This window comes from Streptomyces sp. NPDC107521 (genome assembly GCF_055598485.1).
The window spans coordinates 201,290-225,257 of the sequence record NZ_JBVKAT010000012.1; the positions used below are offsets into that span (position 1 = coordinate 201,290).

At 74.9% G+C, this 23,968-nt stretch carries 20 protein-coding genes; 11 read left to right on the forward strand and 9 right to left on the reverse strand.

Annotated features, from left to right (window positions below; genetic code table 11):
* Positions 1–133: 133 nt before the first annotated feature.
* The 8 genes from pyrH to ACZ7LB_RS19825 all read left to right on the forward strand — a co-directional run bounded on the left by pyrH (position 134) and on the right by ACZ7LB_RS19825 (position 9,639).
* Positions 134–892, forward strand: a complete 759-nt coding sequence (pyrH, locus tag ACZ7LB_RS19790; RefSeq protein ID WP_161226065.1) for a UMP kinase — start codon at positions 134–136, stop codon at positions 890–892.
* A 182-nt stretch (positions 893–1,074) separates the two neighbouring features.
* Positions 1,075–1,632 carry a ribosome recycling factor gene (gene frr / locus ACZ7LB_RS19795; RefSeq protein ID WP_161226064.1) on the forward strand — a complete coding sequence of 186 codons (558 nt, stop codon included), beginning with the start codon at positions 1,075–1,077 and terminating at the stop codon, positions 1,630–1,632.
* Positions 1,632–2,771 (forward strand): phosphatidate cytidylyltransferase, encoded by a 1,140-nt coding sequence (locus ACZ7LB_RS19800; protein ID WP_471469766.1) that lies wholly within the window; start codon positions 1,632–1,634, stop codon positions 2,769–2,771. The genes frr and ACZ7LB_RS19800 overlap by 1 nt, the downstream gene beginning before the upstream one ends.
* Before the next feature lie 740 nt (positions 2,772–3,511).
* Complete coding sequence (gene rlmN / locus ACZ7LB_RS19805) at positions 3,512–4,618, forward strand: dual-specificity RNA methyltransferase RlmN (protein WP_471469768.1); 1,107 nt, start codon at positions 3,512–3,514, stop codon at positions 4,616–4,618.
* Between the two features lie 228 nt (positions 4,619–4,846).
* Positions 4,847–5,959 (forward strand): thiamine ABC transporter substrate-binding protein, encoded by a 1,113-nt coding sequence (locus ACZ7LB_RS19810; RefSeq protein ID WP_471469770.1) that lies wholly within the window; start codon positions 4,847–4,849, stop codon positions 5,957–5,959.
* Between the two features lie 203 nt (positions 5,960–6,162).
* Positions 6,163–7,764, forward strand: coding sequence for an ABC transporter permease (locus ACZ7LB_RS19815; RefSeq protein WP_471469772.1), 1,602 nt, complete (start codon positions 6,163–6,165; stop codon positions 7,762–7,764).
* A 2-nt stretch (positions 7,765–7,766) separates the two neighbouring features.
* Complete coding sequence (locus ACZ7LB_RS19820; RefSeq protein WP_471469774.1) at positions 7,767–8,786, forward strand: ABC transporter ATP-binding protein; 1,020 nt, start codon at positions 7,767–7,769, stop codon at positions 8,784–8,786.
* Positions 8,787–8,832: 46 nt separating this feature from the next.
* Complete coding sequence (locus tag ACZ7LB_RS19825) at positions 8,833–9,639, forward strand: maleylpyruvate isomerase N-terminal domain-containing protein (RefSeq protein WP_471469776.1); 807 nt, start codon at positions 8,833–8,835, stop codon at positions 9,637–9,639.
* A gap of 254 nt (positions 9,640–9,893) precedes the next feature.
* Here the strand turns inward: ACZ7LB_RS19825 and ACZ7LB_RS19830 are convergent, their stop codons facing one another.
* The 6 genes from ACZ7LB_RS19830 to ACZ7LB_RS19855 all read right to left on the reverse strand — a co-directional run bounded on the left by ACZ7LB_RS19830 (position 9,894) and on the right by ACZ7LB_RS19855 (position 15,943).
* Positions 9,894–10,682: an LAETG motif-containing sortase-dependent surface protein gene (locus tag ACZ7LB_RS19830; protein WP_471469778.1), complete on the reverse strand. Its 789-nt coding sequence runs from the start codon at positions 10,680–10,682 to the stop codon at positions 9,894–9,896.
* A gap of 280 nt (positions 10,683–10,962) precedes the next feature.
* Positions 10,963–11,370, reverse strand: a complete 408-nt coding sequence (locus ACZ7LB_RS19835) for a VOC family protein (RefSeq protein WP_161226056.1) — start codon at positions 11,368–11,370, stop codon at positions 10,963–10,965.
* A 245-nt stretch (positions 11,371–11,615) separates the two neighbouring features.
* Positions 11,616–13,088, reverse strand: a complete 1,473-nt coding sequence (locus ACZ7LB_RS19840; protein ID WP_471469780.1) for a hypothetical protein — start codon at positions 13,086–13,088, stop codon at positions 11,616–11,618.
* Positions 13,070–13,834 (reverse strand): ABC transporter ATP-binding protein, encoded by a 765-nt coding sequence (locus ACZ7LB_RS19845; RefSeq protein WP_471469781.1) that lies wholly within the window; start codon positions 13,832–13,834, stop codon positions 13,070–13,072. Before ACZ7LB_RS19845 ends, ACZ7LB_RS19840 begins: the two co-directional genes overlap by 19 nt.
* Before the next feature lie 217 nt (positions 13,835–14,051).
* Positions 14,052–15,425, reverse strand: coding sequence for an aspartate aminotransferase family protein (locus ACZ7LB_RS19850; RefSeq protein ID WP_471469783.1), 1,374 nt, complete (start codon positions 15,423–15,425; stop codon positions 14,052–14,054).
* 2 nt (positions 15,426–15,427) lie between these two features.
* Positions 15,428–15,943, reverse strand: coding sequence for an Lrp/AsnC family transcriptional regulator (locus ACZ7LB_RS19855; RefSeq protein ID WP_471469810.1), 516 nt, complete (start codon positions 15,941–15,943; stop codon positions 15,428–15,430).
* A gap of 182 nt (positions 15,944–16,125) precedes the next feature.
* Here ACZ7LB_RS19855 and ACZ7LB_RS19860 point away from each other — a divergent pair, with 182 nt between their 5' ends.
* A complete protein-coding gene (locus tag ACZ7LB_RS19860) occupies positions 16,126–17,565 on the forward strand; it encodes a gamma-aminobutyraldehyde dehydrogenase (RefSeq protein ID WP_471469784.1) in 1,440 nt (479 codons plus the stop codon).
* 593 nt (positions 17,566–18,158) lie between these two features.
* Here the strand turns inward: ACZ7LB_RS19860 and ACZ7LB_RS19865 are convergent.
* Positions 18,159–18,872 (reverse strand): glycerophosphodiester phosphodiesterase, encoded by a 714-nt coding sequence (locus ACZ7LB_RS19865; protein WP_471469785.1) that lies wholly within the window; start codon positions 18,870–18,872, stop codon positions 18,159–18,161.
* The gene (locus ACZ7LB_RS19870; RefSeq protein WP_471469786.1) at positions 18,869–19,933 is read right to left on the reverse strand and encodes an adenosine deaminase; all 1,065 of its coding nucleotides are present in this window, start codon (positions 19,931–19,933) and stop codon (positions 18,869–18,871) included. The genes ACZ7LB_RS19865 and ACZ7LB_RS19870 overlap by 4 nt, the downstream gene beginning before the upstream one ends.
* 595 nt (positions 19,934–20,528) lie before the next feature.
* Between ACZ7LB_RS19870 and ACZ7LB_RS19875 the strand changes: the two genes are divergently transcribed.
* The gene (locus ACZ7LB_RS19875) at positions 20,529–21,308 is read left to right on the forward strand and encodes a DUF4190 domain-containing protein (protein WP_471469788.1); all 780 of its coding nucleotides are present in this window, start codon (positions 20,529–20,531) and stop codon (positions 21,306–21,308) included.
* Between the two features lie 261 nt (positions 21,309–21,569).
* Here ACZ7LB_RS19875 and ACZ7LB_RS19880 read toward each other — a convergent pair whose 3' ends face one another.
* Positions 21,570–22,199: an NADAR family protein gene (locus tag ACZ7LB_RS19880; RefSeq protein ID WP_471469789.1), complete on the reverse strand. Its 630-nt coding sequence runs from the start codon at positions 22,197–22,199 to the stop codon at positions 21,570–21,572.
* Positions 22,200–22,402: 203 nt separating this feature from the next.
* Between ACZ7LB_RS19880 and ACZ7LB_RS19885 the strand changes: the two genes are divergently transcribed.
* The gene (locus ACZ7LB_RS19885; protein WP_471469791.1) at positions 22,403–23,938 is read left to right on the forward strand and encodes a gamma-aminobutyraldehyde dehydrogenase; all 1,536 of its coding nucleotides are present in this window, start codon (positions 22,403–22,405) and stop codon (positions 23,936–23,938) included.
* Positions 23,939–23,968 lie beyond the last annotated feature (30 nt).

Consider the following 23,968-nt stretch of genomic DNA (forward strand, 5'->3'; position numbering starts at 1 on the left):
CCGCGTCCGCGCGCGGCGGAGGACGACAGCAGAACTGACGAGGAGGCCATTGCCGCGTATGGGAAGCGATACCCGCCCCCACCGGCAGTGGCCTTCTTCGTGTGTGCGACCCACGTAAAGAGGCGAGATCTCCATGACGACGAAGGCCGAGAAGAGCGGCGACGGCAAAGCGGGCGGCAGGTTTCTGCTGAAACTGTCCGGAGAGGCCTTCTCCGGGGGCGGGGGGCTGGGCGTCGACCCCGACGTGGTGCACGCCATCGCCCGGGAGATCGCCGCCGTGGTGCGCGGCGGCGCGCAGATCGCGATCGTGATCGGCGGCGGCAACTTCTTCCGCGGCGCCGAGCTGCAGCAGCGGGGCATGGACCGGGCCCGCTCCGACTACATGGGCATGCTGGGCACCGTCATGAACTGCCTGGCCCTCCAGGACTTCCTGGAGAAGGAGGGCGTCGACTGCCGGGTGCAGACCGCCATCACCATGGGCCAGGTCGCTGAGCCGTACATTCCGCTGCGGGCCGTGCGGCACCTGGAGAAGGGGCGCGTGGTCATCTTCGGCGCCGGCATGGGTATGCCGTACTTCTCCACCGACACCACCGCCGCCCAGCGCGCCCTGGAGATCGACGCCGAGGCCCTGCTGATGGGCAAGAACGGGGTGGACGGGGTCTACGACTCCGACCCGAAGACCAACCCGGACGCCGTGAAGTTCGACGCCCTCGGCTACGGCGAGGTCATCACGCGGGACCTCAAGGTCGCCGACGCCACGGCCGTCACGCTCTGCCGCGACAACAGCCTCCCCATCGTCGTCTTCGAGCTGCTGAAGGCCGGCAATATCGCCCGCGCCGTCAAGGGTGAGAAGATCGGCACGCTGGTGGGTGACCAGAGCGGCCGGGACTGACCCGGGCAGCCACCCTCCGGCCACGGACACCACCTGTCCGGGGGACGGACGGGGCGGAGCCGGGCCGGGGGATGGACAATGTCCCGCCGGTCGGGAACCGTGCAGGAAGAAGACGCGACGCAGCCGGCCGGGGTCCCGAGGGGGCCGCGGCCGGGCCTACTCAAGACACGCAGGAGCAAGTGGTGATCGAAGAGAGCCTCCTCGAAGCCGAGGAGAAGATGGAGAAGGCCGTCGTGGTCGCCAAGGAGGACTTCGCCGCGATCCGCACCGGGCGTGCGCACCCGGCGATGTTCAACAAGATCGTGGCCGAGTACTACGGTGCGCCGACGCCGATCAACCAGCTGGCCTCGTTCTCCGTGCCCGAGCCCCGCATGGCCGTGGTGACCCCCTTCGACAAGAGCGCCCTGCGCAACATCGAACAGGCGATCCGCGACTCCGACCTGGGCGTCAACCCGAGCAACGACGGCAACATCATCCGCGTGGTGTTCCCGGAGCTGACCGAGGAGCGCCGCCGCGACTACATCAAGGTCGCCAAGGGCAAGGGCGAGGACGCCAAGGTCTCGATCCGCGCCGTGCGCCGCAAGGCCAAGGACGCCATCGACAAGATGGTCAAGGACGGGGAGGTCGGCGAGGACGAGGGCCGCCGTGCGGAGAAGGAGCTCGACGACACCACCGCCAAGTACGTCGCCCAGGTGGACGAGCTCCTGAAGCACAAGGAAGCCGAACTGCTCGAGGTCTGATGAACGACTCTTCCCGGGCAGCGCCGCCCCGAGCCGGGTACGGGGGGCCGTCCGACCAGGGACCCGTCCAGGGGGCTGCCCCGACGGGTCCCGCGTACGATGCGCACTACGCGCAGCAGACCCGCCCCATGCCGATCGTGCCCGGCGCACCCGAACCCGGCGGGGGCCGGCCCGACGCCGGGGGGACCGCCCGGCCGGGCGGCGCCCCGGCCGGTGACGGGACGATTCCCGGCCAGACCCCCCAGGTGCCGCACCCCGCGGCGCCGCAGACGCAGAATCCGGTGCCCATGTCCGACGCCCCGCAGCCGGCGCAGCCGCAGAAGAAGAGCGCGGGGCGTGACCTGGGCGCGGCCATAGGGGTCGGGGTCGGGCTGGGCGTCGTGATCATCGCGGCGCTGTTCGTCGTCAAGGCCGTGTTCGTGGGCGTGATCACGGCCGCGGTCGTGGTGGGGCTCTGGGAGCTGACCTCGCGGCTGGCGGAGCGCAAGGGCATCAGGGCGCCCCTGGTTCCGCTGGCGGTCGGCGGTGCCGCCATGGTGATCGCCGGGTATGTGCGGGGTGCCGAGGGCGCCTGGATCGCGATGGCGCTCACCGCGCTGGCGGTGCTGGTGTGGCGGATGACGGCGCCGCCTGAGGGCTACCTCAAGGACGTCACGGCGGGGGTGTTCGCCGCCTTCTACGTGCCGTTCCTGGCCACGTTCGTCGCGCTGATGCTGGCGGCCGACGACGGCTCGTGGCGGGTGCTGACCTTCCTTCTGCTGACGGTGGTGAGCGACACCGGCGCCTACGCGGTCGGCTGGCGGTTCGGCCGGAAGAAGCTGGCGCCGCGCATCAGCCCCGGCAAGACCCGCGAGGGACTGTTCGGCGCGGTGGGGTTCGCGATGGCCGCCGGGGCGCTGTGCATGCAGTTCCTCATCGAGGGCGGCTCCTGGTGGCAGGGGCTGCTGCTCGGTCTGGCCGTCGCGGTCAGCGCCACGCTGGGCGATCTCGGCGAGTCCATGATCAAGCGGGACCTGGGCATCAAGGACATGGGCACGCTGCTGCCGGGCCACGGCGGCATCATGGACCGCTTGGACTCCCTGCTGCCCACGGCGCCGGTCGTCTGGCTCCTGCTGGTCCTCTTCGTCGGCACGGGCTGATCCGCGGTTTCCCGCGGGGGCCCGTCGTCCACCGGACGGCGGGCCCTTCTCCGTTCGTCGGCCTTCGCCGCCCGCTGACGTCCGTCGGTGGCACGCCGTCGTCGCCGGGCCGGACGGGACCACCCGCCGGAGGGGTCCGGCGCCTGCCTCCGGGGCCATCGTGGCGTCCGGCGCCCCTGACTACGTTGGCGTCCCAGCAGAACGAACGAAGGAGCCGGAGGTGCCCGCGTACGGGTTCGCGCACCCGCGTCACCGCCGCCACCACCCGGACACCCTCGCCCCGTTCCGCGGCCGCTTCCCGGTCCACGGTCCGCCGACGGAAGCGGTGGAGGGGGCCGGCCCGGCAGCATGGTGCTGATCGGGTTCCCCGGCGTGGCCGAGGCCCGCGCCCGGTACGAGTCCCCGGGTACGGGGAGATCCTGCGGCCGCGGGCCGATCACGTCGAGGGGGGACCTCGTGCCGGTCGAGGGCGGCGGCCCCGGGTACGACCCGGGTGAACGCGCGGAGAGGCTCCGGGGGGAGGTGCCCGGGGAGCACACCCGGGGCGCCGAGTGGTCCCGGTCGACCGCGTCCGCCCCCGCCGGCACCGACGACTGACGCCGGCGGGCCCGGACGCCGGGGCCCGCCCCGGGTGCCCCGGCCGGTGGGCGGTGTCGGCCGGGACGGCCGGGACGGCCGGGACGGCCGCCCGGGCCGACAGCCGCAGGTCACCCGAGTGGATCTGCGACACTGGTACCACCATGCCCAAGCCCGGAGAACTCACTTTCGTCGCCCCCCGCGGAGCCAAGAAGCCGCCGCGGCACCTCGCCGACCTCACGCCGGCCGAGCGCAAGGAGGCGGTCGCCGCCGTCGGGGAGAAGCCGTTTCGCGCGAAGCAGCTCTCGCAGCACTACTTCGCCCGGTACGCGCACGACCCGGAGCAGTGGACGGACATTCCGGCCGCCTCCCGTGCCCGGCTCCAGGAGGCGCTGCTGCCCGAGCTGATGTCGGTCGTCCGGCATCTGTCGACCGACGAGGGCACCACGCGCAAGACGCTGTGGCGGCTGTTCGACGGGACGCTCGTCGAGTCGGTGCTGATGCGCTACCCGGACCGGGTGACGATGTGCATCAGCTCGCAGGCCGGCTGCGGCATGAACTGCCCGTTCTGCGCCACCGGCCAGGCGGGCCTGGACCGCAACCTGTCCACGGCCGAGATCACCCACCAGATCGTGGACGGCATGCGGGCGCTGCGGGACGGCGAGGTCCCCGGCGGTCCCTCGCGGCTCAGCAACATCGTGTTCATGGGCATGGGCGAGCCGCTGGCCAACTACAACCGGGTCGTCGGAGCCATCCGCCGGCTCACCGACCCCGAGCCGGACGGGCTGGGCCTGTCCCAGCGCGGCATCACGGTCTCGACCGTGGGCCTGGTCCCCGCCATCCACCGGTTCGCCGACGAGGGCCTGAAGTGCCGGCTGGCGATCTCGCTGCACGCCCCCGACGACGAGCTGCGCGACACCCTGGTCCCCGTCAACACGCGGTGGAAGGTGCGCGAGGTGCTGGACGCCGGGTTCGCGTACACGGAGAAGTCCGGGCGGCGGCTGTCCGTCGAGTACGCGCTCATCCGGGACATCAACGACCAGGCGTGGCGCGGCGACCGGCTCGGGCGGCTGCTCAAGGGCAAGCAGGTGCACGTCAACCTCATCCCGCTGAACCCCACGCCGGGCTCGAAGTGGACCGCGTCCCGGCCCGAGGACGAGAAGGCGTTCGTCGAGGCCGTCGCGGCGCACGGGGTGCCGGTCACCGTCCGGGACACCCGTGGCCAGGAGATCGACGGGGCGTGTGGTCAGCTCGCGGCGAGCGAGAGGTAGTCTGACCGGCGTCCGTACAACTTCATATCGTCGTACATCTGCATATTCCGACAGGGGAGCGCCACAGCGCTGAGAGTGCGGCACCGGCCGCAGACCCTCCGAACCTCGCCCGGGTCATTCCGGGTAGGGAGATCGGTCACCACTCCAGCCGTTGCGCCCTGCCCGGAGCCCGTCGGAGGGCCCCGGGCAGGGCCGCGTCTCTTCCTGGTCCACTCCAGGAGGAATGCCTTGAGCATCACCACGAAGCGCGTCACCAGCAGGCGCGTCGCCGCGGCCGTCGCCGCCCTCGGCCTGGCCGGCGGACTCACCGCCTGCGGGTCGTCCGACGACTCCGGCAGCGGCTCCGGCGGGGGCGGCGGTTCCCGGACCGTCACCCTCGTCAGCCACGACTCCTGGGCCGCCTCCAAGGAGGTCGTCGCCGCCTTCGAGAAGAAGTCCGGCTACCGGGTGAAGGTCCTGGAGGACGGCGACGCCGGCCAGGCCGTCAACAAGGCCGTCCTCACCCGGGACAACCCCCAGGGCGACGTCCTCTTCGGCGTCGACAACACCCTCCTCTCCCGCGCCCTCGACGGCGGCGTCTTCCAGCCCTACGAACCCGAGGGCGCCGACGCGATCCGCCCCGAGTACCGGGCCGACCAGGACAAGCACCGGGTCACCCCCATCGACACCGGCGACGTCTGCGTCAACTACGACAAGGCGTACTTCACCCGGCACGAGCTGGCACCGCCGCGGTCCCTCGACGACCTGGTCAAGCCCGAGTACAAGGACCTCCTCGTGACCGAGGACGCCGCCGGCTCCTCGCCCGGTCTCGGCTTCCTCCTCGGCACCGTCGCCCAGTACGGCGCCGACGGCTGGCAGGACTACTGGAAGAAGCTCGTCGACAACGGCGTCAAGGTCGTCGCCAGCTGGGACCACGCGTACAACGAGGAGTTCTCCGGTTCCGCCAGCGGCAGGAAGGCCAAGGGCGACCGCCCGCTCGTCGTCTCCTACGCCTCCTCGCCGCCCGCCGAGGTGATCTACGCCGACCCCCGGCCGGACACCGCGCCGACCGGCGTCGCCACCGGCACCTGCTTCCGCCAGGTCGAGTACGCGGGCCTGCTGAGCAACGCGAGGAACCCCGAGGGCGGCAAGGCCCTCCTCGACTTCCTGGTCAGCAAGGAGTTCCAGGAGGACATGCCGCTCAACATGTTCGTCTACCCGGTGCGCGAGGGCGCCCAGGTCCCGCCGGAGTTCAGCCAGTACGGCCCGCAGGCCGAGAAGCCGCAGACCATGGACCCGGCCGCCATCGCCGACCACCGCGACGAGTGGGTCAAGACGTGGAAGACGCTCGTCCGGACGTGACCGGCACCCCCCGCGCCACCGGCACCCCCCGCGAAACCGGGACCGCTCGCCCCGCCGGAGCGTCCCGCCCCGCCGCCGGACCGCCGTCCGCCGCCCCCCGGCGGCCCGGCGGCCCGCGGCCCGGCGCTCCCCGGCCCGCCCGCCCCGCCGCCCCGGGGCGGCGGGGCGGGCGGTGGCGCGGGAACGCGACCCGGCTCGCCCTGATGGCCGTGCCCGTCGCGTTCTTCGCCGTCTTCTTCGCCCGCCCGGTCGCCGCCATCGTCGCCCGCGGCCTCCACGCCGACGGTGTCTGGCGGTTCGGCCGGATCACCGAGGTGCTGGCCCAGCCCGACATCCGCCAGGTGCTCTGGTTCACCACCTGGCAGGCGCTCGCCTCCACCGCGCTCACCCTGCTCGTCGCCCTGCCCGGCGCCTACGTCTTCGCCCGCCTGGACTTCCCCGGCAAGAACCTGCTGCGCGCCGTCGTGACCGTCCCCTTCGTCCTGCCGACCGTCGTCGTCGGCACCGCCTTCCTCGCCCTCGTCGGCCGCGGCGGACTCCTCGACGACCTCTGGGGCGTCCGGCTGGACACCACGGTCTGGGCGATCCTGCTCGCCCACGTCTTCTTCAACTACGCCGTCGTCGTCCGCACCGTGGGCGGACTCTGGGCACAGCTCGACCCGCGCCAGGAGGAGGCGGCCCGGATGCTCGGCGCCTCCCGGGCCGGCGCCTGGCGCCGCGTCACCCTGCCCGCGCTCGGCCCCGCCGTGGCCGCCGCCGCGCTGATGGTCTTCCTGTTCACCTTCACCTCCTTCGGTGTCGTCCAGATCCTCGGCGGCCCCGCCTTCTCCACCCTGGAAGTGGAGATCTACCGGCAGACCTCCCAGGTCTTCGACCTGCCCACGGCCGCCGTGCTGACCCTGGTCCAGTTCGCCGCCGTCGGCGCCGTTCTCGCCGTGCACGCCTGGACCGTGCGGCGCCGGGAGTCCGCGCTGCGGCTGGTGGACGCCGCCACCACCGCCCGCCGCCCGCGCGGCGCGGGCCAGTGGACGCTGCTGGCCGGGGTGCTCGCGACCGCCGCCGTGCTGATCGTCCTCCCGCTCGGCGTCCTCGTCCGGCGCTCGCTGGACGCGCCCGGCCTCGGCTACTACCGGGCGCTCACCCGCGAGGACGGCGGCACCTTCCTCGTCCCGCCCATCGAGGCGGTCGGCAACTCCCTGCGCTACGCCCTCGCCGCCACCGCCATCGCCGTGGTGATCGGCGGCCTGGCCGCCGCCGCGCTCGCCCGGCGGGACGCGGGCCGCCTGGTGCGGGGCTTCGACGCGCTGCTGATGCTGCCGCTCGGCGTCTCGGCGGTGACGGTCGGCTTCGGGTTCCTCATCGCCCTGGACGAACCGCCGCTGGACCTGCGCTCCTCGTGGATCCTGGTGCCGCTCGCCCAGGCGCTGGTCGGCGTCCCCTTCGTGGTGCGCACCATGCTGCCGGTGCTGCGGGCCGTGGACGGGCGGCTGCGCGAGGCCGCCGCCGTGCTCGGGGCCTCCCCGTGGCGGGTCTGGCGTGAGGTCGACCTGCCGATGGTGCGGCGGGCGCTGCTGGTCGCGGCCGGGTTCGCGTTCGCCGTGTCGCTCGGCGAGTTCGGGGCGACGGTGTTCATCGCGCGCCCCGACAACCCGACGCTGCCGGTCGCCGTGGCCCGGCTGATCGGACGGCCCGGGGAGCTGAACTACGGACAGGCGATGGCCCTGTCCACGATTCTGATGGTGGTGTGCGCCGTGGCGCTGATCGTGCTGGAACGGCTGCGCACCGACCGGAGCGGGGAGTTCTAGGAATGCTGCTGAGCCTGGAAGGGGCGACCGTGCGCTTCGGGGGGCGCGCGGTGCTCGACGCCGTCGGCCTGGACGTGGCCGAGCACGAGGTGGTGTGCGTGCTCGGCCCCAGCGGCAGCGGCAAGTCCACCCTGCTGCGCGCGGTCGCCGGACTCCAGCCCCTGGACGAGGGCCGGGTGCTGCTCGACGGACGGGACCAGGCGGCCGTCCCCGCCCACCGGCGCGGCGTCGGCCTGATGTTCCAGGACCACCAGCTCTTCCCGCAGCGGGACGTGGCCGGGAACGTCGCCTTCGGACCGCGGATGCGCGGCGCGTCCCGCGCCGCACAGCGCGAACGCGTGGCGGAACTGCTGGAGCTCGTCGGCCTGCCCGGCGCCGCCGGCCGCTCCGTCGCCGCGCTCTCCGGCGGCGAGCAGCAGCGGGTGGCGCTGGCCCGCGCCCTCGCGCCCCGGCCCCGGCTGCTGATGCTGGACGAACCGCTGGGCCAGCTCGACCGCTCGCTGCGGGAGCGGCTGGTGGGGGAGTTGCGGGAGCTGTTCGGCCGGCTGGGCACCACCGTGCTGGCGGTCACCCACGACCAGGGCGAGGCGTTCGCGCTGGCCGACCGGGTCGTGGTGATGCGGGAGGGGCGGATCGCCCAGACCGGAACGCCGCTGGAGGTGTGGCGGCGCCCGGCCGACGCCTTCGTGGCACGCTTCCTCGGCTTCGACAACGTGGCCGGGGCGACGGTCACCGGGACCGCCGCCGCCACCCCCTGGGGCACGGTGCCCGTCCCCGCGGACGCCCCCCAGGGCGGCCGCACGCTGCTGGTGCGCCCGGCGGGCGTCCGGGTCGTCGCCCCCGGCGAAGGGCTGCGCTGCACGGTCGTCGCCCGCGCCTTCCGCGGCACCCATGTCACCGTGCGGCTCCAGCCCCGGGACGCGCCCCGGCTGGAGGCCGCCTGCGCGCTGCGGTCGGCGCCCGGCGTCGGGGACGAGGTCGGGGTGGAGTTCGACGCGGAGGAGGTCGTCGTCCTGGGGTGAGGAATCGCGGTGTCGCGGGGCGCCGTCCGCTCATAGGGTGACGATCATGACGACGCCACTGGAGTACGACCGGTACTGCGACGAGATCCCGCGCGGGCTCGGGGAGTTGAGGTCCGCGGTGACCTCCGGCACCGCCCTGTCCACCACCGTGCCGACCTGCCCGGAGTGGACCCTGGAGGAACTGGCCCTGCACACGGGCCGCGCCCTGCGGTGGGCCGGGTACCTGGTGCGCACCCGGGCCACGGAGCACGTCCCCGTGGACGCCGTGCCCGGGAGCACCGCCCCCGCGGTCCCCGGCGACGCCGGGGCGCTGGACGCGTGGCTCGCCGAGGCCGGGGCACGGCTGGTGGAGGCGCTGCGCGAGGCCGGGCCGGACGCGGCCGTCTGGTCGTGGGCCGCCGTGCACCGGGCGGACTTCTGGGCCCGCCGGATGACCCACGAGCTGGTGGTGCACGGGGCCGACGCGGTGCTGGCCACGGGCCGGCCGCTCCCCGGGGTCCCGGCCGACGTGGCGGCCGACGCGATCGACGAGTGGCTGGAGATCCTCCGCTTCGCCCAGCGGGCCCTGCCCGACGGGCGGGAGCGGGAGCTGCGCGGCGGCCCCGGCCGCACCCTCCACCTGCACGCCACCGACGCCCCGCCGGAGCTGGACGCCGAATGGCTGGTGGAGCTGACCGAGGACGGCATCGCCTGGCGGCGCGGCCACGAGAAGGCGGCCGTCGCGCTGCGCGGGCCGCTCGACTCCGTGCTGTTCGCCTTCTACCGGCGGCTGTCCCCGGACGCCCCGGAGCTGGAGGTGCTCGGCGAGCGGGAGCTGCTGGACTTCTGGCTGGAGCGCGCGTCGTTCGGCTGACGCCGTGACGCCGTGACGCCGTGACGCCGTGACGCCGTGACGCCGTGACGCCGTGACGCCGTGACGCGGTGGCGCAGGCCGTGCGCCGTGACGCCGTCACGCGGGACGTGCGGCGGGGCGGCGGGGCACGGGACGTGCGGCGGGGCGCCGTGACGCCGGGACGTGAGCCGTGCGGCGGGGCGGTACGGCGACGGCCCGCCCCCGGACCATGACGGCCGGGGACGGGCCACGCTTCGTACGGTTCCCGCGGGGGGTCAGCGGCCGCCGGCTCCGCGGCGGCGCAGGCCGAGGAAGACTGCGCCCCCGCCCACGACGACCAGGGCGGCGGCGGCACCGGCGATCAGCCCGGTGCTCGAACTCGCGCCGGTCTCGGCGAGGTGGGAGCCGCCCGCCGGGGACGGCAGCCCGCTGGGCACGGGCACCGGCAGCGCGGGAGCGGTGCTCTCGCTCGGCGTGGGGACCGGGGCCGGCACCGACGGCGACGGGACCGGTGTCCCGCTCCCACTGTCCGACGGGGACGGTGACCCCGACGGGATGTCCGTCGGCGTCGGCGTCGGCGTGGGGGTCGGCGTGGGCGTCGGGGTGGGGGTGGGCGTGGGGGTCGGAGTGGGGGTCGGCGTCGGGGACTCCTCCGGCGCGCAGGGCGTGTCCGGCGTGACGAGGTTCGGTTCGATGTCCTCGTCGAGCGACGGCTCGGCCCGGACGTGGATCCGGTACTCGGCCCGGGGCTTCCAGCCGGTGGCGAAGGTGACGGTGGTGCCCTTCTCGGAGCCCGTCACCACCTGCTCGCCGACCTTCTCGTCGGCGCCCTCGCCGACCAGGTAGACGGTGACGGTGGCCCGGGCGCCGCCCGGGTCCACGTCGGTGACGGTGATGACGCCCTCGCCCTCCTCGCACACCGCGGCGGCGGTGAAGTCCGAGATCTCGCAGGCGAAGACGTTTCCGGCGGTGCCGACCGCCAGGGCCACCGAGGCCGTGGCGATACCGAGGGCACGGGCGCCGCGGCGGGTCGCCGTGCGGCTGAGTAAGGTCAGGACGGCCACGTTGGTCCTTTTCGGAAGGCGCGTATGCGGGGGGCGAAGAGGGGGCCGGAACGCGCTCCCGCGCCACCGGCACACCCATGGGCTTCTGGTCTACAAGCGCGACCGGAGCCGGGCAACGCACATGTCGGCCAAGAAAGGTGACGCAGCGTCGCCATCCGGCCACAGAGACGTTCCGCCACCCCGATCGGCCCTTCCCGCCCCGCCGGGCACGCCCTTCGCGGCGGCCACCGCGCCGGGAGGCTCCCCGGCGCACCGGCGTCCTCCCGCCGAAGGTGCGGGCTCAGCCCTGGACGGCCGCCGGGTCCATCCAGACGACCTCCCAGGTGTGGCCGTCCAGGTCGTCGAAGGCCCGGCCGTACATGAAGCCGTGGTCCTGGGTCTCACCGGTGACCGAGCCGCCCGCGGCGACCGCCTTGCCGACCAGCTCGTCGACCTTCTCGCGGCTCTCGGCGCTCAGCGCGAGCAGCACCTCGCTGGACCGGGTCGCGTCCACGATCTCCTTCTTCGTGAACTGGGCGTACTTCTCCTCGGTGAGCAGCATCAGGAAGATGGTGTCGCTGATCACCACGGAGGCGGCGGTGTCGTCGCTGAACTGCGGGTTGATCGTGTAGCCCAGCTTCGTGAAGAACGTCTTGGCGGCCTCCAGGTCCGAGGTGGCCAGGTTCACGAAGATCATCTGCTGGTACATGGGTGTACTCCCGTGGGGTCGCGTTGTCGTGGCGTTCGCAGGGGTGGACGGCGGGGGCGTGCGGAACTCATCGGTGGCGGCGGAAGTTTCTTCGAAATTCTTTTCGAGGGTTCGCCCGGGGCCGTCCGCCGCGCTCCGGGGCCGGAGCCCGGCCGCCGTGCCCGGCCGGGACGCTGCAGCGGGCCCGCGCCCGCGCCCGCGCCCGCGCCCGGGCCCGTCCCGGCCGTGTGCCCGGGGGCGGCGGGTCAGCGGGTCAGGGGCAGGGCCGCCAGTTCCGCGACGAGCAGGGTGAGCGGTCCGAAGAGGGCGAGCAGCGCCCCGGCGCGGAGCGCGGCGGTGGCGCGCAGGGTGGCCGGGGGCGCGCCGAGGCGGAGCAGGGCGTCGTGGGTGCCCGCGCGGTCCTGCCGGGCTCCGACGGCGCTGATGAGGAGGGTGGCGGTGGTGCAGGCGGCCACCACCGAGGCGCCGAGCAGGCCGAGCGGGCCGTACGAGGGGCCGCCGTCGGTGCCGGACAGGGCGACGGCGGCGTAGGCGGCCGAGGCGACGGCGCAGACCACGCCGAGGGGGCGTCCGATGCGGCCCGCCTCCTCCATGAGCACGCGCCCGGCGAGCAGGCGCGGGGCGCCGGGGCGGGCCGCCTGGAGGAGCCGCCCGCACAGATGGGTGAGGCCGGGTCCGACGAGGGCGAGGCCCAGGGCGGTGAGGGACCAGCCGAGCAGGACCCCGGCGGTGGGCGCGTCCCCGCGTCCCCCGGCACCGGCGTAGGTCTCGGCGGCGAGGCCGGCGGCCAGTGCGGTGATGCCCCAGGGGAGGGCGGCGGTGGGGGAGCGGCGCGCGGCCGGGTCCGTCGGCGGGGCGGTGCCGTCGGCGGTGGCGGCGGGCCGGGTGGTGTCGGCCGGTGCGGCCAGGATGGTGCCGGGGGCGGTGTCCCCGCCGTCGGCCGGGACGGCACCGCCGTCCGCCGGGCCCGTTCCCGCGGTGGCCGCCGCCATGACCAGCTTCCCGTCGGCCGGGGGGGCCGCCGCGACGGCGGTGGGGAGGGTGGCCGTGGCCGTCGTGGCGCCGGTCGCGGTGTCCCCGCCGGTGCCGTCGGGGCCGGGGGCCGCGCTGCCGGGCCGGGGGGAGCGGCGGGTGCCGTAGCGGGCGTAGGAGCCGAAGGTCTCCCGGGCCCGGCCCCAGCCGTAGGCGCCGAAGCGGCCGAAGCCCCGGTTGGTGTTGGGCCGGGTGGCGCCCTCGCGGGGGCGCAGGGCCAGGGCGACGGCGAGGGAGGCGGCGAGGGGGACCAGGGCGAGCAGGGTGGTGATCGCCGGGGCGGGGAGGGCGTGGCGCTCGGCCAGGGGCAGGCCGGTGGCGGCGCCGCGCAGTTCGAGGAAGGCGAGCAGGGCCAGCAGCGAGCCGAGCGCGGCGGACAGGGCGGTGGTCGCCGCCGAGACGGCCATCAGGCGGCCGGGCCCCAGCCCGATGGCGGAGAGCCCGGAGCGGGGCCGGGTGCCCGGGTCGGTGCGGGAGACGGCGACGGCGAGGTGGACGGTGGCGGCGAGCGGCACCGCGCACCAGGCCAGGCGCAGGGCGGCGGCGCCGGGCGTGCCGGGGTGGGCGAGGGCGTAGCCGAGGGCGCACAGCAGCAGGAAGCCCGTGCCGGCCGAGGCGAGCGCGACCAGCAGGCGGCGCGACTGGACGGCGAGGTGGGCGGCGCGGGTCAGACGGAGAGCGAGCACGCCGCCCGGCCCTCCGTTCCGGGGGTGCCGGACCCGGCGGGTTCCGCGGCCGGCGGCAGGTGCACGGTGTGCACCCGGCGGCCGTCCAGCAGGGCCACGCCCCGGTCGGCGAGGGCCGCGGTGCGGGCGTCGGTGGTGGCGAGGACGACGGTGATGCCGTGGGAGCGGGCGGCCGTGGTGAGGGTGCGCAGGACGTGGGCGCGGTCGGCGCGGTGCAGGGGGGCGGTGGGCTCGTCGGCGAAGAGGACGGCGGGGCCGACGGCGAGGGCGCGGGCGATGCAGACGCGCTGGCGTTCGGCCTGCTGGAGCCGGTGCGGGCGGCGGCGGGCGCGGTCGCCGACGTCGAGGCGCTCCAGCCACTCCAGGGCCGCGGTCTTGGCCCGGCGCCGGGGGGTGCCGCGCAGCATCAGCGGCAGGGCGGCGTTCTCCCAGGCGCTGAGTTCGGGGACGAGGGAGGGGGCGGGGTCGATCCAGCCGAACCGTTCGCGGCGCAGCCGCCGGCGCCGGGCCGGGCCCATGGCGTGCAGGGGGAGGCTGTTGAACCAGACCTCGCCGTCCCGGGGGCGGACCAGTCCGGACAGGCACCGCAGGAGGGTGGTCTTGCCGCTGCCGCGCGGGCCGCTGACGGCGAGGATCTCGCCCTCGCGGACACCGAGCGAGACGCCGTTGAGGGCGGGGGAGCCGTCGTCGTGGCGGTGGTGCAGGGCGCGGGCCCACAGCACGTCGTTGTCCGGCGGGGCCTCCATGGGCGTACACCTCGGTTCTGATCCGTTGCTCCCCCGGCCGTGTCCCCTGTACGGGGGAGCGGGAGGGGGCGGCCGATGGGTCACGTGGCACGGTAGGCAGTCGCCGGGGGAGCGCCGGACAGCACGCGGCCCCGGGCCGCCGTTTCTCACTCGAACGGGCGGCTCCGGGGCCGGGGCGGTCGTCCGGGGGACGGACGGCCCGCGCGGGCGGGCGGGCTCAGAGCTTCGTCCACGCCTCCGTCAGCGTCGCGCGCAGGATCTGCTCGATCTCGTCGAAGGTCTCCTGGGTGGAGATCAGCGGCGGGGCGAGCTGGATGACCGGGTCGCCGCGGTCGTCGGCACGGCAGTACAGGCCGTTCTCGAAGAGCTTCCCGGAGAGGAAGCCGTACAGGACGCGCTCGGTCTCGTCGTCGGTGAAGGACTCCTTGGTGTGCTTGTCCTTGACCAGTTCGATGCCGTAGAAGAAGCCGTTGCCGCGGACGTCGCCGACGATCGGCAGGTCGTGCAGCTTCTCCAGGGTGGCGCGGAAGGCGTCCTCGTTGTCGAGCACGTGCCGGTTGAGGCCCTCGCGCTCGAACAGGTCGAGGTTGGCGAGGCCCACCGCGGCGGAGACCGGGTGGCCGCCGAAGGTGTAGCCGTGCAGGAAGGTGTTGTCGCCCCGGTAGAACGGCTCGGCCAGGCGGTCGGAGACGACGCAGGCGCCGATCGGGGAGTAGCCCGAGGTCATGCCCTTGGCGCAGGTGATCATGTCCGGGACGTAGCCGAACCTGTCGCAGCCGAAGGTGGTGCCCAGGCGGCCGAAGGCGCAGATGACCTCGTCCGAGACGAGCAGGACGTCGTACTGGTCGCAGATCTCCCGCACGCGCCGGAAGTAGCCGGGCGGGGGCGGGAAGCAGCCGCCCGCGTTCTGCACGGGCTCCAGGAAGACGGCGGCGACCGTCTCCGGCCCCTCGAAGAGGATCTGCTGCTCGATCTGGTCGGCGGCCCAGCGGCCGAAGGCCTCGGGGTCGTCGCCGTGGACCGGGGCGCGGTAGATGTTGGTGTTGGGCACCTTGCGGGCGCCCGGCACGAGCGGCTCGAAGGGGGCCTTGAGGCTCGGCAGGCCGGTGATGGACAGGGCGCCCTGCGGGGTGCCGTGGTAGGCGACCGCGCGGGAGACGACCTTGTACTTGGTCGACTTGCCGGTGAGCTTGAAGTACTGCTTGGCGAGCTTCCAGGCGGTCTCGACCGCCTCGCCGCCGCCGGTGGTGAAGAAGACCTTGTTGAGGTCGCCGGGGGCCTCGTGGGCGAGACGCTCGGCCAGCTCGACGGCCTTCGGGTGGGCGTAGGACCAGATGGGGAAGAAGGCCAGCTCCCGGGCCTGCTTCAGGGCGGTCTCGGCCAGCTCCGCGCGGCCGTGTCCGGCCTGGACCACGAACAGGCCGGCGAGACCGTCGAGGTACCGCTTGCCCCGGTCGTCGAAGACGTGGGTGCCCTCGCCGCGGACGATGGTCGGCACGGGGGCGTTCTCGTACGAGGACATGCGGGTGAAGTGCATCCACAGGTGGTCGTACGCGGCTCTGCTGAGGTCCTTGGGACTGTCGCTGCTCACGGTTATCGGGATCCCCACATGTAGGTCTGCTTCTTGAGCTTGAGGTAGACGAAGCTCTCGGTGGAGCGCACTCCGGGGACGGCCCGGACGCGTCGGTTGATGACCTCCAGGAGGTGGTCGTCGTCCTCGCAGACGACCTCCACCATCAGATCGAACGAGCCCGCGGTCATCACCACGTACTCGCACTCGGACATGGCGGCCAGCGCGTCGGAGACGGCCTCGACGTCGCCCTCGACCCGGACGCCGACCATGGCCTGGCGGCGGTAGCCCACGGTGAGCGGGTCCGTCACGGCGACGATCTGCATGACGCCCTGGTCGAGCAGCTTCTGGACGCGCTGGCGCACGGCCGCCTCGGAGAGGCCGACGGCCTTGCCGATCGCGGCGTACGGCCGCCGGCCGTCCTCCTGGAGCTGCTCGATGATGGCGAGGGAGACGGCGTCCGGCGGGGAGCCGCCGTTCCTGGACTCGCGGGAGTCCCTCTGGTCTGCGCTTCGACTGGCCACGGCGACACTGTGCACCACGTATCCACAGTTCCGCAAGGATGATGCGATGAAATCCGTCGTTTGGAGCATCAGACTCTGCGGATTTCGCAACGCTGGGCGGGGCGGGGGTGTTGAAAACGTCGGAGCACGGATTAGGCTGGGTGTCTCAGTCGATGGACACCCCGTGTCAATGGACACCCGACCTTGGAGGGCCGGCAGTGAGCACCGAGCTGCGTCGTCTGCGCAACCACATCGACGGTGGGTTCCGGGACGCCGCCGACGGACGGACCACCCCGGTGGTGAACCCCGCCACGGGTGAGCCCTACGCGACCGCGCCCCTGTCGGGGCCCGCGGACGTGGACGCCGCGATGGCCGCCGCCGCCGCGGCCTTCCCCGGCTGGCGCGACACCACCCCCGGCGAGCGGCAGAAGGCCCTCCTGAGGATCGCCGACGCCTTCGAGGAGCGGGCCGAGGAACTCGTCGCGGCCGAGGTGGAGAACACGGGCAAGCCCGTCGGGCTCACCCGCACCGAGGAGATCCCGCCGATGGTCGACCAGATCCGCTTCTTCGCGGGCGCCGCCCGGATGCTGGAGGGGCGCAGCGCCGGCGAGTACATGGAGGGCCTGACCTCCTTCGTCCGCCGCGAGCCGATCGGCGTCTGCGCGCAGGTCGCGCCCTGGAACTACCCGATGATGATGGCCGTCTGGAAGTTCGCCCCGGCCCTCGCCGCGGGCAACACCGTCGTCCTGAAGCCCTCCGACACCACCCCCGCCTCCACCGTCCTGATCGCGGAGATCATCGGCTCGGTGCTGCCCCCGGGCGTCTTCAACGTCATCTGCGGCGACCGCGACACCGGCCGCCTGATGGTCGAGCACCCCACCCCCGCGATGGCCTCCATCACCGGCTCGGTGCGGGCGGGCATGGCGGTCGCCGAGTCCGCCTCCAGGGACCTCAAGCGGGTCCACCTGGAGCTGGGCGGCAAGGCCCCGGTCGTGGTCTTCGAGGACACCGACATCCCCAAGGCCGTCGAGGACATCTCGGTGGCGGGCTTCTTCAACGCCGGGCAGGACTGCACCGCGGCCACCCGCGTCCTGGTCCACGAGTCCATCCACGACGAGTTCGTCGCCGCGCTCGCCAAGGCCGCGTCCGAGACGAGGACCGGCCCGCCGGACGACGAGGACGTGCTCTACGGCCCGCTGAACAACGCCGACCAGCTCGAACGCGTCGCCGGGTTCATCGACCGGCTGCCCGCCCACGCCCGGGTCGAGGCCGGCGGCCGGCGGGTCGGCGACCGCGGCTACTTCTACGCCCCCACCGTCGTCTCGGGCCTCCTCCAGGACGACGAGATCATCCGGAACGAGGTCTTCGGCCCCGTCATCACCGTCCAGTCGTTCCGCGACGAGGACCAGGCCGTGGAGTGGGCCAACGGCGTCGACTACGCGCTCGCCTCCTCGGTGTGGACCCGGGACCACGGCCGCGCCATGCGGCTCTCCCGGCGGCTGGACTTCGGCTGCGTGTGGATCAACACCCACATCCCGCTGGTCGCCGAGATGCCGCACGGCGGCTTCAAGAAGTCCGGCTACGGCAAGGACCTGTCCGCGTACGGCTTCGACGACTACACCCGGATCAAGCACGTGATGACCTCCCTGGAGGTGTAGGGCCTCTCGTTTGGATCGGGCCGGGCTCGCGGGGTCCGGCCCATTCCAGACGAGAGACCCTGGTCCGCGCGCGGTCCCGGCCCCGGGCCCTCCCGGCCGGGGCCGTCCGCGTGCCCGGGCCCGCGGGGGTCGACAAGGTGTCCGCGACGGCGGGCCGCGCTCGGCGGAGCGTCGGTTGTCCGCCGTCGGCGGGAGCGGCATCCTGCGCCCATGCCCCTCCAGCCGCCCCCGCCCGCCCCCTCCCGCCGTTCCCTGCCGCGCGGCCTGGGCGGCGCCGCCGCGCAGACCGGCCGCGGCGTGCCGGCCGCCCGGGCCGCCCCCGGCGACCGTGCCGCCGCCGACCGGTTCGCCGTCGAACACCGGCTCACCCGGGCGAACCGGCCGCTCTACATCGACACGGACGACGAAGACCCCGGCCGCCGTCCCACGCTGGAGGCGTTCCGGGAGCGGGCGGGCGTCTTCGTCGACTACGCCGAGGAGACCGACGACAACGCGGCGACCGTCCTCTCGCACACGGTGGCCCGGCGGGCCGTCCGCGGCCGGACCCCGCGGCTGAGGGCGGCGGTCCCCGGCCGAGCTGAGCCCCGCCGCCCTCAGCCGCGGGTGCGCAGGGCGGAGAGCAGGGCGGGCCGGTTGGTGGTGATCGAGTCGACCGGCAGCGCGAGCAGCCGCCGCAGGGAGCGGCGGGTGTCCGGGGTCCAGGCGGAGACCAGGCAGCCGTCCCGGCGGACGCGGTCGGCCAGCGCCCGGTCGAGCAGCGTGAACCGGTAGTTCAGCCAGCGCGGGCGCACCGCCGCCAGCAGGACGGGGCGCGGCGGGGCCAGCGTCGTCCAGGTCAGCGCGATCTCGGCGGCCGGGTCGGCGGCCCGCACGGCCAGCATGGCGGCGGGGCCCGCGCAGTAGTACACGCGGCCGCCCGCGCCGCACGCCCGGACGGTGTCCACGATCCGCCGCACCGTCCGCCCGTCCGGACCGCCCGGCAGGTCGATCATCACCCGGCCGCCCTCCGTCGCGGCCAGCGCCTCCGCCAGGGTCGGCACCCCGCCCCCGGTCAGCTCCCGCACCCGCGCGGCGGTCAGCGAGCCCAGCGGCAGGTCGTGCCCCCACAGCCGCTTCAGCGTGTCGTCGTGCAGCAGCACCGGCACGCCGTCCCGGGTCGGCCGGACGTCGATCTCGACCGCGTCCGCGCCCCCGTCCAGGGCGGCGCGGAGCGAGGCGGCCGTGTTCTCCCGGACGCGGTAGGGGTCGCCGCGGTGGGCGACGACGGTCACCCGGTGCCCGGTGCCCACCGGGTGCCCGGCGCTCACCGGGCGGCGAGCCAGGACGCGGTGTACGAGTCGATCTCCTCGTGGACGCGGGCCTTGCCCGCCGGGTCGAGGAAGGACGCCTCGACGGCGTTCTTCGCGAGCCGGGCCACGCCCCGCTCGTCCAGGTCCAGGAGGCGGGCGGCGACGGCGTACTCGTTGTTCAGGTCGGTGCCGAACATGGGCGGGTCGTCGGAGTTGACGGTGACCAGGACGCCCGCCTCGGCGAACGCCCGGATCGGGTGCTCGGCCAGGTCGGGCACCGCGCGGGTGGCGATGTTCGAGGTCGGGCACACCTCCAGGGCGACGCCCCGGTCCGCCAGGTGCGCCAGCAGCTCCGGGTCCCGGGCGGCGCTGGTGCCGTGGCCGATGCGGTCGGCGCGCAGATACGTCAGCGCGTCCCACACGGTGCCGGGGCCGGTGGTCTCGCCCGCGTGCGGCACCGAGCGCAGCCCGGCGGCGACGGCTTGGTCGAAGTACGGCTTGAACTGGGGCCGCGCGACGCCGATCTCGGGTCCGCCCAGCCCGAAGGAGACCAGGCCCTCGGGGCGCAGCCGGTCGTCGGTGGCCAGCCGCGCCGTCTCCTCGGCGGCCTCCAGTCCGGCCTCGCCGGGGATGTCGAAGCACCAGCGCAGCACGGTGCCGAACTCGGCCTCGGCGGCTTTGCGGGCGTCCTCGATGGCGTCCATGAAGGCGGCGGCGTCGATGCCGCGCCGGGTGGAGGAGAACGGGGTGATGGTCAGCTCGGCGTAGCGCACCTGCTGGCGGGCCATGTCCCGGGCCACCTCGTAGGTGAGCAGCCGGACGTCCTCGGGGGTGCGGATCAGGTCGACGACGGACAGGTACACGTCGATGAAGTGCGCGAAGTCCGTGAACGTGAAGTAGCCGGCCAGGGCCTCGGGGTCGGTGGGCACCCGGGAGTCGCGGTGCCGGGCGGCCAGTTCCGCGACGATGCGCGGGGAGGCGGAGCCGACGTGGTGGACGTGGAGTTCGGCCTTGGGCAGCCCGGCGATGAAGGCGCGCAGGCCGCCGGGGACGTCGGGGTCGACGAGTGGCTCGGTCAAGGGTTCCTCCCCCGGGCGGTGCCCCCGGGCCGCCCGGTGGGGCGCCGGCGGGACGTGGGTGATCGGCTGATCGGCGGTCCGGGATCATCGTAGGCCGGGGCGGGGCCGCGCGGTGGCGGGCCGTAGCATGACGTGACGTTCGAACAGAGGGGACCCGCGCATGCCTGAGGACGCGCAGCAGCCGCGAGCCGGGGCGCCGGGGGCGCCCGGGACCCAGGGAGCGCCGGAAGGCCCGGGAGGCCCGGGAGCGCCGGGGGTTCCGGGCGACGGCCCGTGGCCCGCGGCGGTGCCGGGGGAGCCCCGGCCGGCGGTGGCCCTGGACAAGCCGGGCGGGACCGGGGTGACGGCGGGAGCCGCCGGGGAGCCGGGGCCCGCGGGACCCGCCGGGGTGACGAGCGCGGCCGGAGGCGCCGAGCCCGGACACGCGGCGAGTACCACCGGGGGCTCCGAGCCCGTCGGGGGGACGGGTCCCGCCGGTGGCGCGGGGTCCGTGGCCACCGGGGCCCACGAGCCCGCCGGGCCCGCGAGCACCGCCGGGGGGACCGGAACAGCCGGAGCGACGCGGGCCGGTGGAGGCGTCGGGGCCGCGGAGCCCGTGGCTGCCGCGAGTACCGCCGGGCCCGCCGGGGAGTCCTGGTCCGCCGGGGGCTCCGGGGCGGCCGGGGTGGCGAGTGCCGCCGGTGGCGCGGGGGCGGCGGCGTTCGCCGCGGCGCCGGAGTCCGGGGCCGTGCCGCCCGCCGTGCCGGCCGACTCCTGGGCGCCGCCGGCCGAGGACGCCGGTCCGCGCGGTGGTGTCGCGCCGTACCCGGCGGTGCCCTCCCTCCACGACCAGCGGACGATGGCGTCCTTCCCCGGGGCCGGGGCACCGCAGCCGTGGGCGGCCCCCGCCGCCGATCCCTTCGCGCCGCCGGGCGCGGCCGCGCCCCCGTACGGCGCGGCCGACCCGTTCGCACCGCCCGTCGCCGGGGCGCCGTACGGCCCCGGCCCCGGGGTCCCGCCGCCGCCCATCGCGCCGGACGGCCCCGGTCCGGTGCCGCCCTACGGCTACCCGGGCTACCCCGGCGGTCCCGGTCACCCGTACCCGGGCGCGCAGCCGTACGGCTACTACGGCTGGCCGGGGGCGGCCCCGGGAAGCGGCGACGGCATGGGCACGGCCGGACTGGTCCTCGGGATCATCGCCGCCGTCGGCTTCTGCCTGTGGCCGCTGGCGATCGTCGTGGGCGTGCTGGGCGTGGTGTTCGGCGCCATCGGCCGGGGCAAGGCCCGCCGGGGCGAGGCGGGCAACCCCGGGCAGGCGCTGGCGGGCGTGATCTGCGGTGCCGCGGGCATCGTCCTGGGCCTCGGCTTCGGGGCCCTGGTCATCTTCGTGCCGTAACTCGCCCAAGGGCGTGGGCCGTTGCCCGGCCCGGCCGTCCCGGCCCGGCCGTCCCGGGCACGGTGTCCGGGACACCCGTCCGGATCCCGGCGAGGGCCCGTGCCGGGCGCTCCGCACCCGCCCGGTGCGTGCCCGGTGGCGCTCGCCAGGAGCCCCCGGGCGAAGGCCCCGTGCCGGGCCGCCCGCACGGGCACGATGCCCCCTGTGCCCGGCACCGCTCGCCTGGCGCCCCGCGGGGACCCGCGTCCGCGTGCCCCGGGCTCAGTCCCGTTCCGTCTCCCGGGCCAGCCGGTCCCTGGCGGCCATCAGGGCGAAGCCCAGCAGGTTCTCGCCCCGCCAGCGGCGCGGGTCGCCCGCCGCCGGGTCGTCGGCGGACAGGCCGATGCCCCAGATCCGGTCCACGGGGCTGGCCTCGACCAGCACGCGGTCGCCGGTGGACAGCAGGTGGGCGCGGAGCGCGGGATCGGCGCCGAACTTGTGGACGCCGCCCTCGGTCACCACGCGGAAGCGCTCCCGGCGCCACACCGCCTCGTCGAAGCCGCGCACCAGCCGGCCCGCCCTCTTCGCCGCCGCCGGATGCCCCGCGGCCAGCACCCGCCGCTCGGCCTCCGCGTCCCCGAACAGGCGGGCCTTGGCGGCCATCATCCAGTGCTCGGCCGTCGGGTACTCCACGCCGTCCACGGTGAACGGCGCGGGCCACCACTGGCTGAGGCAGCCGCGGCCGGGCGTGCCGTCCCGCTCCGGCCGGTGGCCCCAGAAGAACAGGTACCGGACCCGCGCGCCGCCCTCCACCAGGCGGACCAGCGCCGTTCTGTCGTCGATCGCCGTCCCCACGTCCCGTCCCTCCGGTGCCGTCCCGTCGCCGTCGCACGCGAGTCTGGCACGCGCCACGGACACTCCGTCCGCCCTTTTCCGTGGCGACTCGACATCTGGTCGACAGATTCCGTCGCGTAATCAAAAGGCAACAACGGAATCACTTGTTGGTGATCCGGTGCTCTGTCAGGATCGGCACTCACATCGAGCCCGTACCACGCCGCCCCCCGTCCGGTTCCCCCTCCGGGTCCGGGCGCAGGGGGACACGGAGGAGAGCCGACATGCCCGATCCGGGTCACGCCACCCCCCGGCGCCTTCCCGCCGGGGACCGCTTCGCCGAGGGGGCGCAGTACATCGCGGGCCGCCCGGCGCGGGGCACCTCGGGCGCCACGCACACCGTCGTCGACCCGGCGACCGGCGCCGAGGTGCTGGCCTACGAGCTGGCCGGGACCGCGGACGTGGACGCGGCCGTCGCCGCCGCCCGCGAGGCGTTCCCGGGCTGGGCCGGGGCGACCCCCGGCGAACGCTCCGACGTCCTGCACCGCTTCGCCGCCGTCCTCGCCGAGCAGGCCGGGGACCTCGCCCACGCCGAGTCCCTCCAGTGCGGCAAGCCGCTGAAGCTGACCCGCGAGTTCGACGTGCCCGGCACCATCGACAACACCGCCTACTTCGCGGGCGCCGCCCGGCGGCTCCAGGGCCAGGCGGCGGCGGAGTACGAGGGCGGCCACACCTCGTACGTCCGGCGCGAGCCGATCGGCGTCGTCGGCTCCGTCGCCCCCTGGAACTACCCGCTCCAGATGGCCGCCTGGAAGATCCTCCCGGCCGTCGCCGCGGGCAACACCATCGTCCTCAAGCCCGCCGAGACCACCCCCCTGACCTCGCTGATGTTCGCGTGGGCGGCGACCGCGGCGGGGCTGCCCGACGGAGTCGTCAACATCGTCACCGGCACCGGGCCGGTGGCCGGGGAGCACCTCGTCTCCCACCCCGACGTGGCCATGACCTCCTTCACCGGCTCCACCGCCGTCGGCCGCCGGGTCGCGGAGCTGGCGACCGCCACCGTCAAGCGCGTCCACCTCGAACTCGGCGGCAAGGCGCCCTTCGTGGTCTTCGACGACGCCGACCTGGACGCCGCCGTCAACGGGGCCGTCGCCGGCTCCCTCATCAACAGCGGCCAGGACTGCACCGCCGCCACCCGCGCCTATGTGCAGCGGCCCCTGTACGAGGCGTTCGTCGAGCGGACCGCCGCCCTCATGGACACCGTCCGCCTCGGCGACCCCTTCGCCCCCGGCACCGACCTCGGCCCGCTGGCCAGCCACGCCCACCGGGACCGGGTGGCCGGGTTCGTCGACCGCGCCCGCGGCTACGCGCGCGTCGTGACCGGCGGCGCGGCACCCGGCGGAGCCCTCGCCGCTGGCGCCTACTACCGGCCCACCCTGATCGCCGGCGCCCCCCGGGACAGCGAGGCGGTCCGGGCGGAGATCTTCGGCCCTGTCCTGGTCGTCCTGCCCTTCGACGGCGACGACGAGGGCATCCGGCTGGCCAACGACACCCCCTACGGGCTCGCGGCCTCCGCCTGGACCCGGGACGTGTTCCGCGCCAACCGCGCCACCCGGGAGATCGCGGCGGGCTGCGTCTGGGTCAACGACCACATCCCGATCATCAGCGAGATGCCCCACGGCGGCTACAAGGCGTCCGGCTTCGGCAAGGACATGTCCGCCTACTCCTTCGAGGAGTACACCCAGCTCAAGCACGTCATGTTCGACAACACCGCGGTGGTCCGCAAGGACTGGCACCGCACCGTCTTCGGGGACCGATAGCCACCACGACGCCCGGCCGCCGACCGCGGC

Bases quoted from the DNA above. Each gene is read 5' to 3' on its own strand.
- ACZ7LB_RS19815 (WP_471469772.1), top strand. From the start codon at position 6,163: ATGGCCGTGCCCGTCGCGTTCTTCGCCGTCTTCTTCGCCCGCCCGGTC.
- ACZ7LB_RS19825 (WP_471469776.1), top strand. From the start codon at position 8,833: ATGACGACGCCACTGGAGTACGACCGGTACTGCGACGAGATCCCGCGC.
- ACZ7LB_RS19800 (WP_471469766.1), top strand. From the start codon at position 1,632: ATGAACGACTCTTCCCGGGCAGCGCCGCCCCGAGCCGGGTACGGGGGG.
- ACZ7LB_RS19835 (WP_161226056.1), bottom strand. From the start codon at position 11,370: ATGTACCAGCAGATGATCTTCGTGAACCTGGCCACCTCGGACCTGGAG.
- rlmN (WP_471469768.1), top strand. From the start codon at position 3,512: ATGCCCAAGCCCGGAGAACTCACTTTCGTCGCCCCCCGCGGAGCCAAG.
- ACZ7LB_RS19885 (WP_471469791.1), top strand. From the start codon at position 22,403: ATGCCCGATCCGGGTCACGCCACCCCCCGGCGCCTTCCCGCCGGGGAC.
- pyrH (WP_161226065.1), top strand. From the start codon at position 134: ATGACGACGAAGGCCGAGAAGAGCGGCGACGGCAAAGCGGGCGGCAGG.
- ACZ7LB_RS19845 (WP_471469781.1), bottom strand. From the start codon at position 13,834: ATGGAGGCCCCGCCGGACAACGACGTGCTGTGGGCCCGCGCCCTGCAC.
- ACZ7LB_RS19820 (WP_471469774.1), top strand. From the start codon at position 7,767: ATGCTGCTGAGCCTGGAAGGGGCGACCGTGCGCTTCGGGGGGCGCGCG.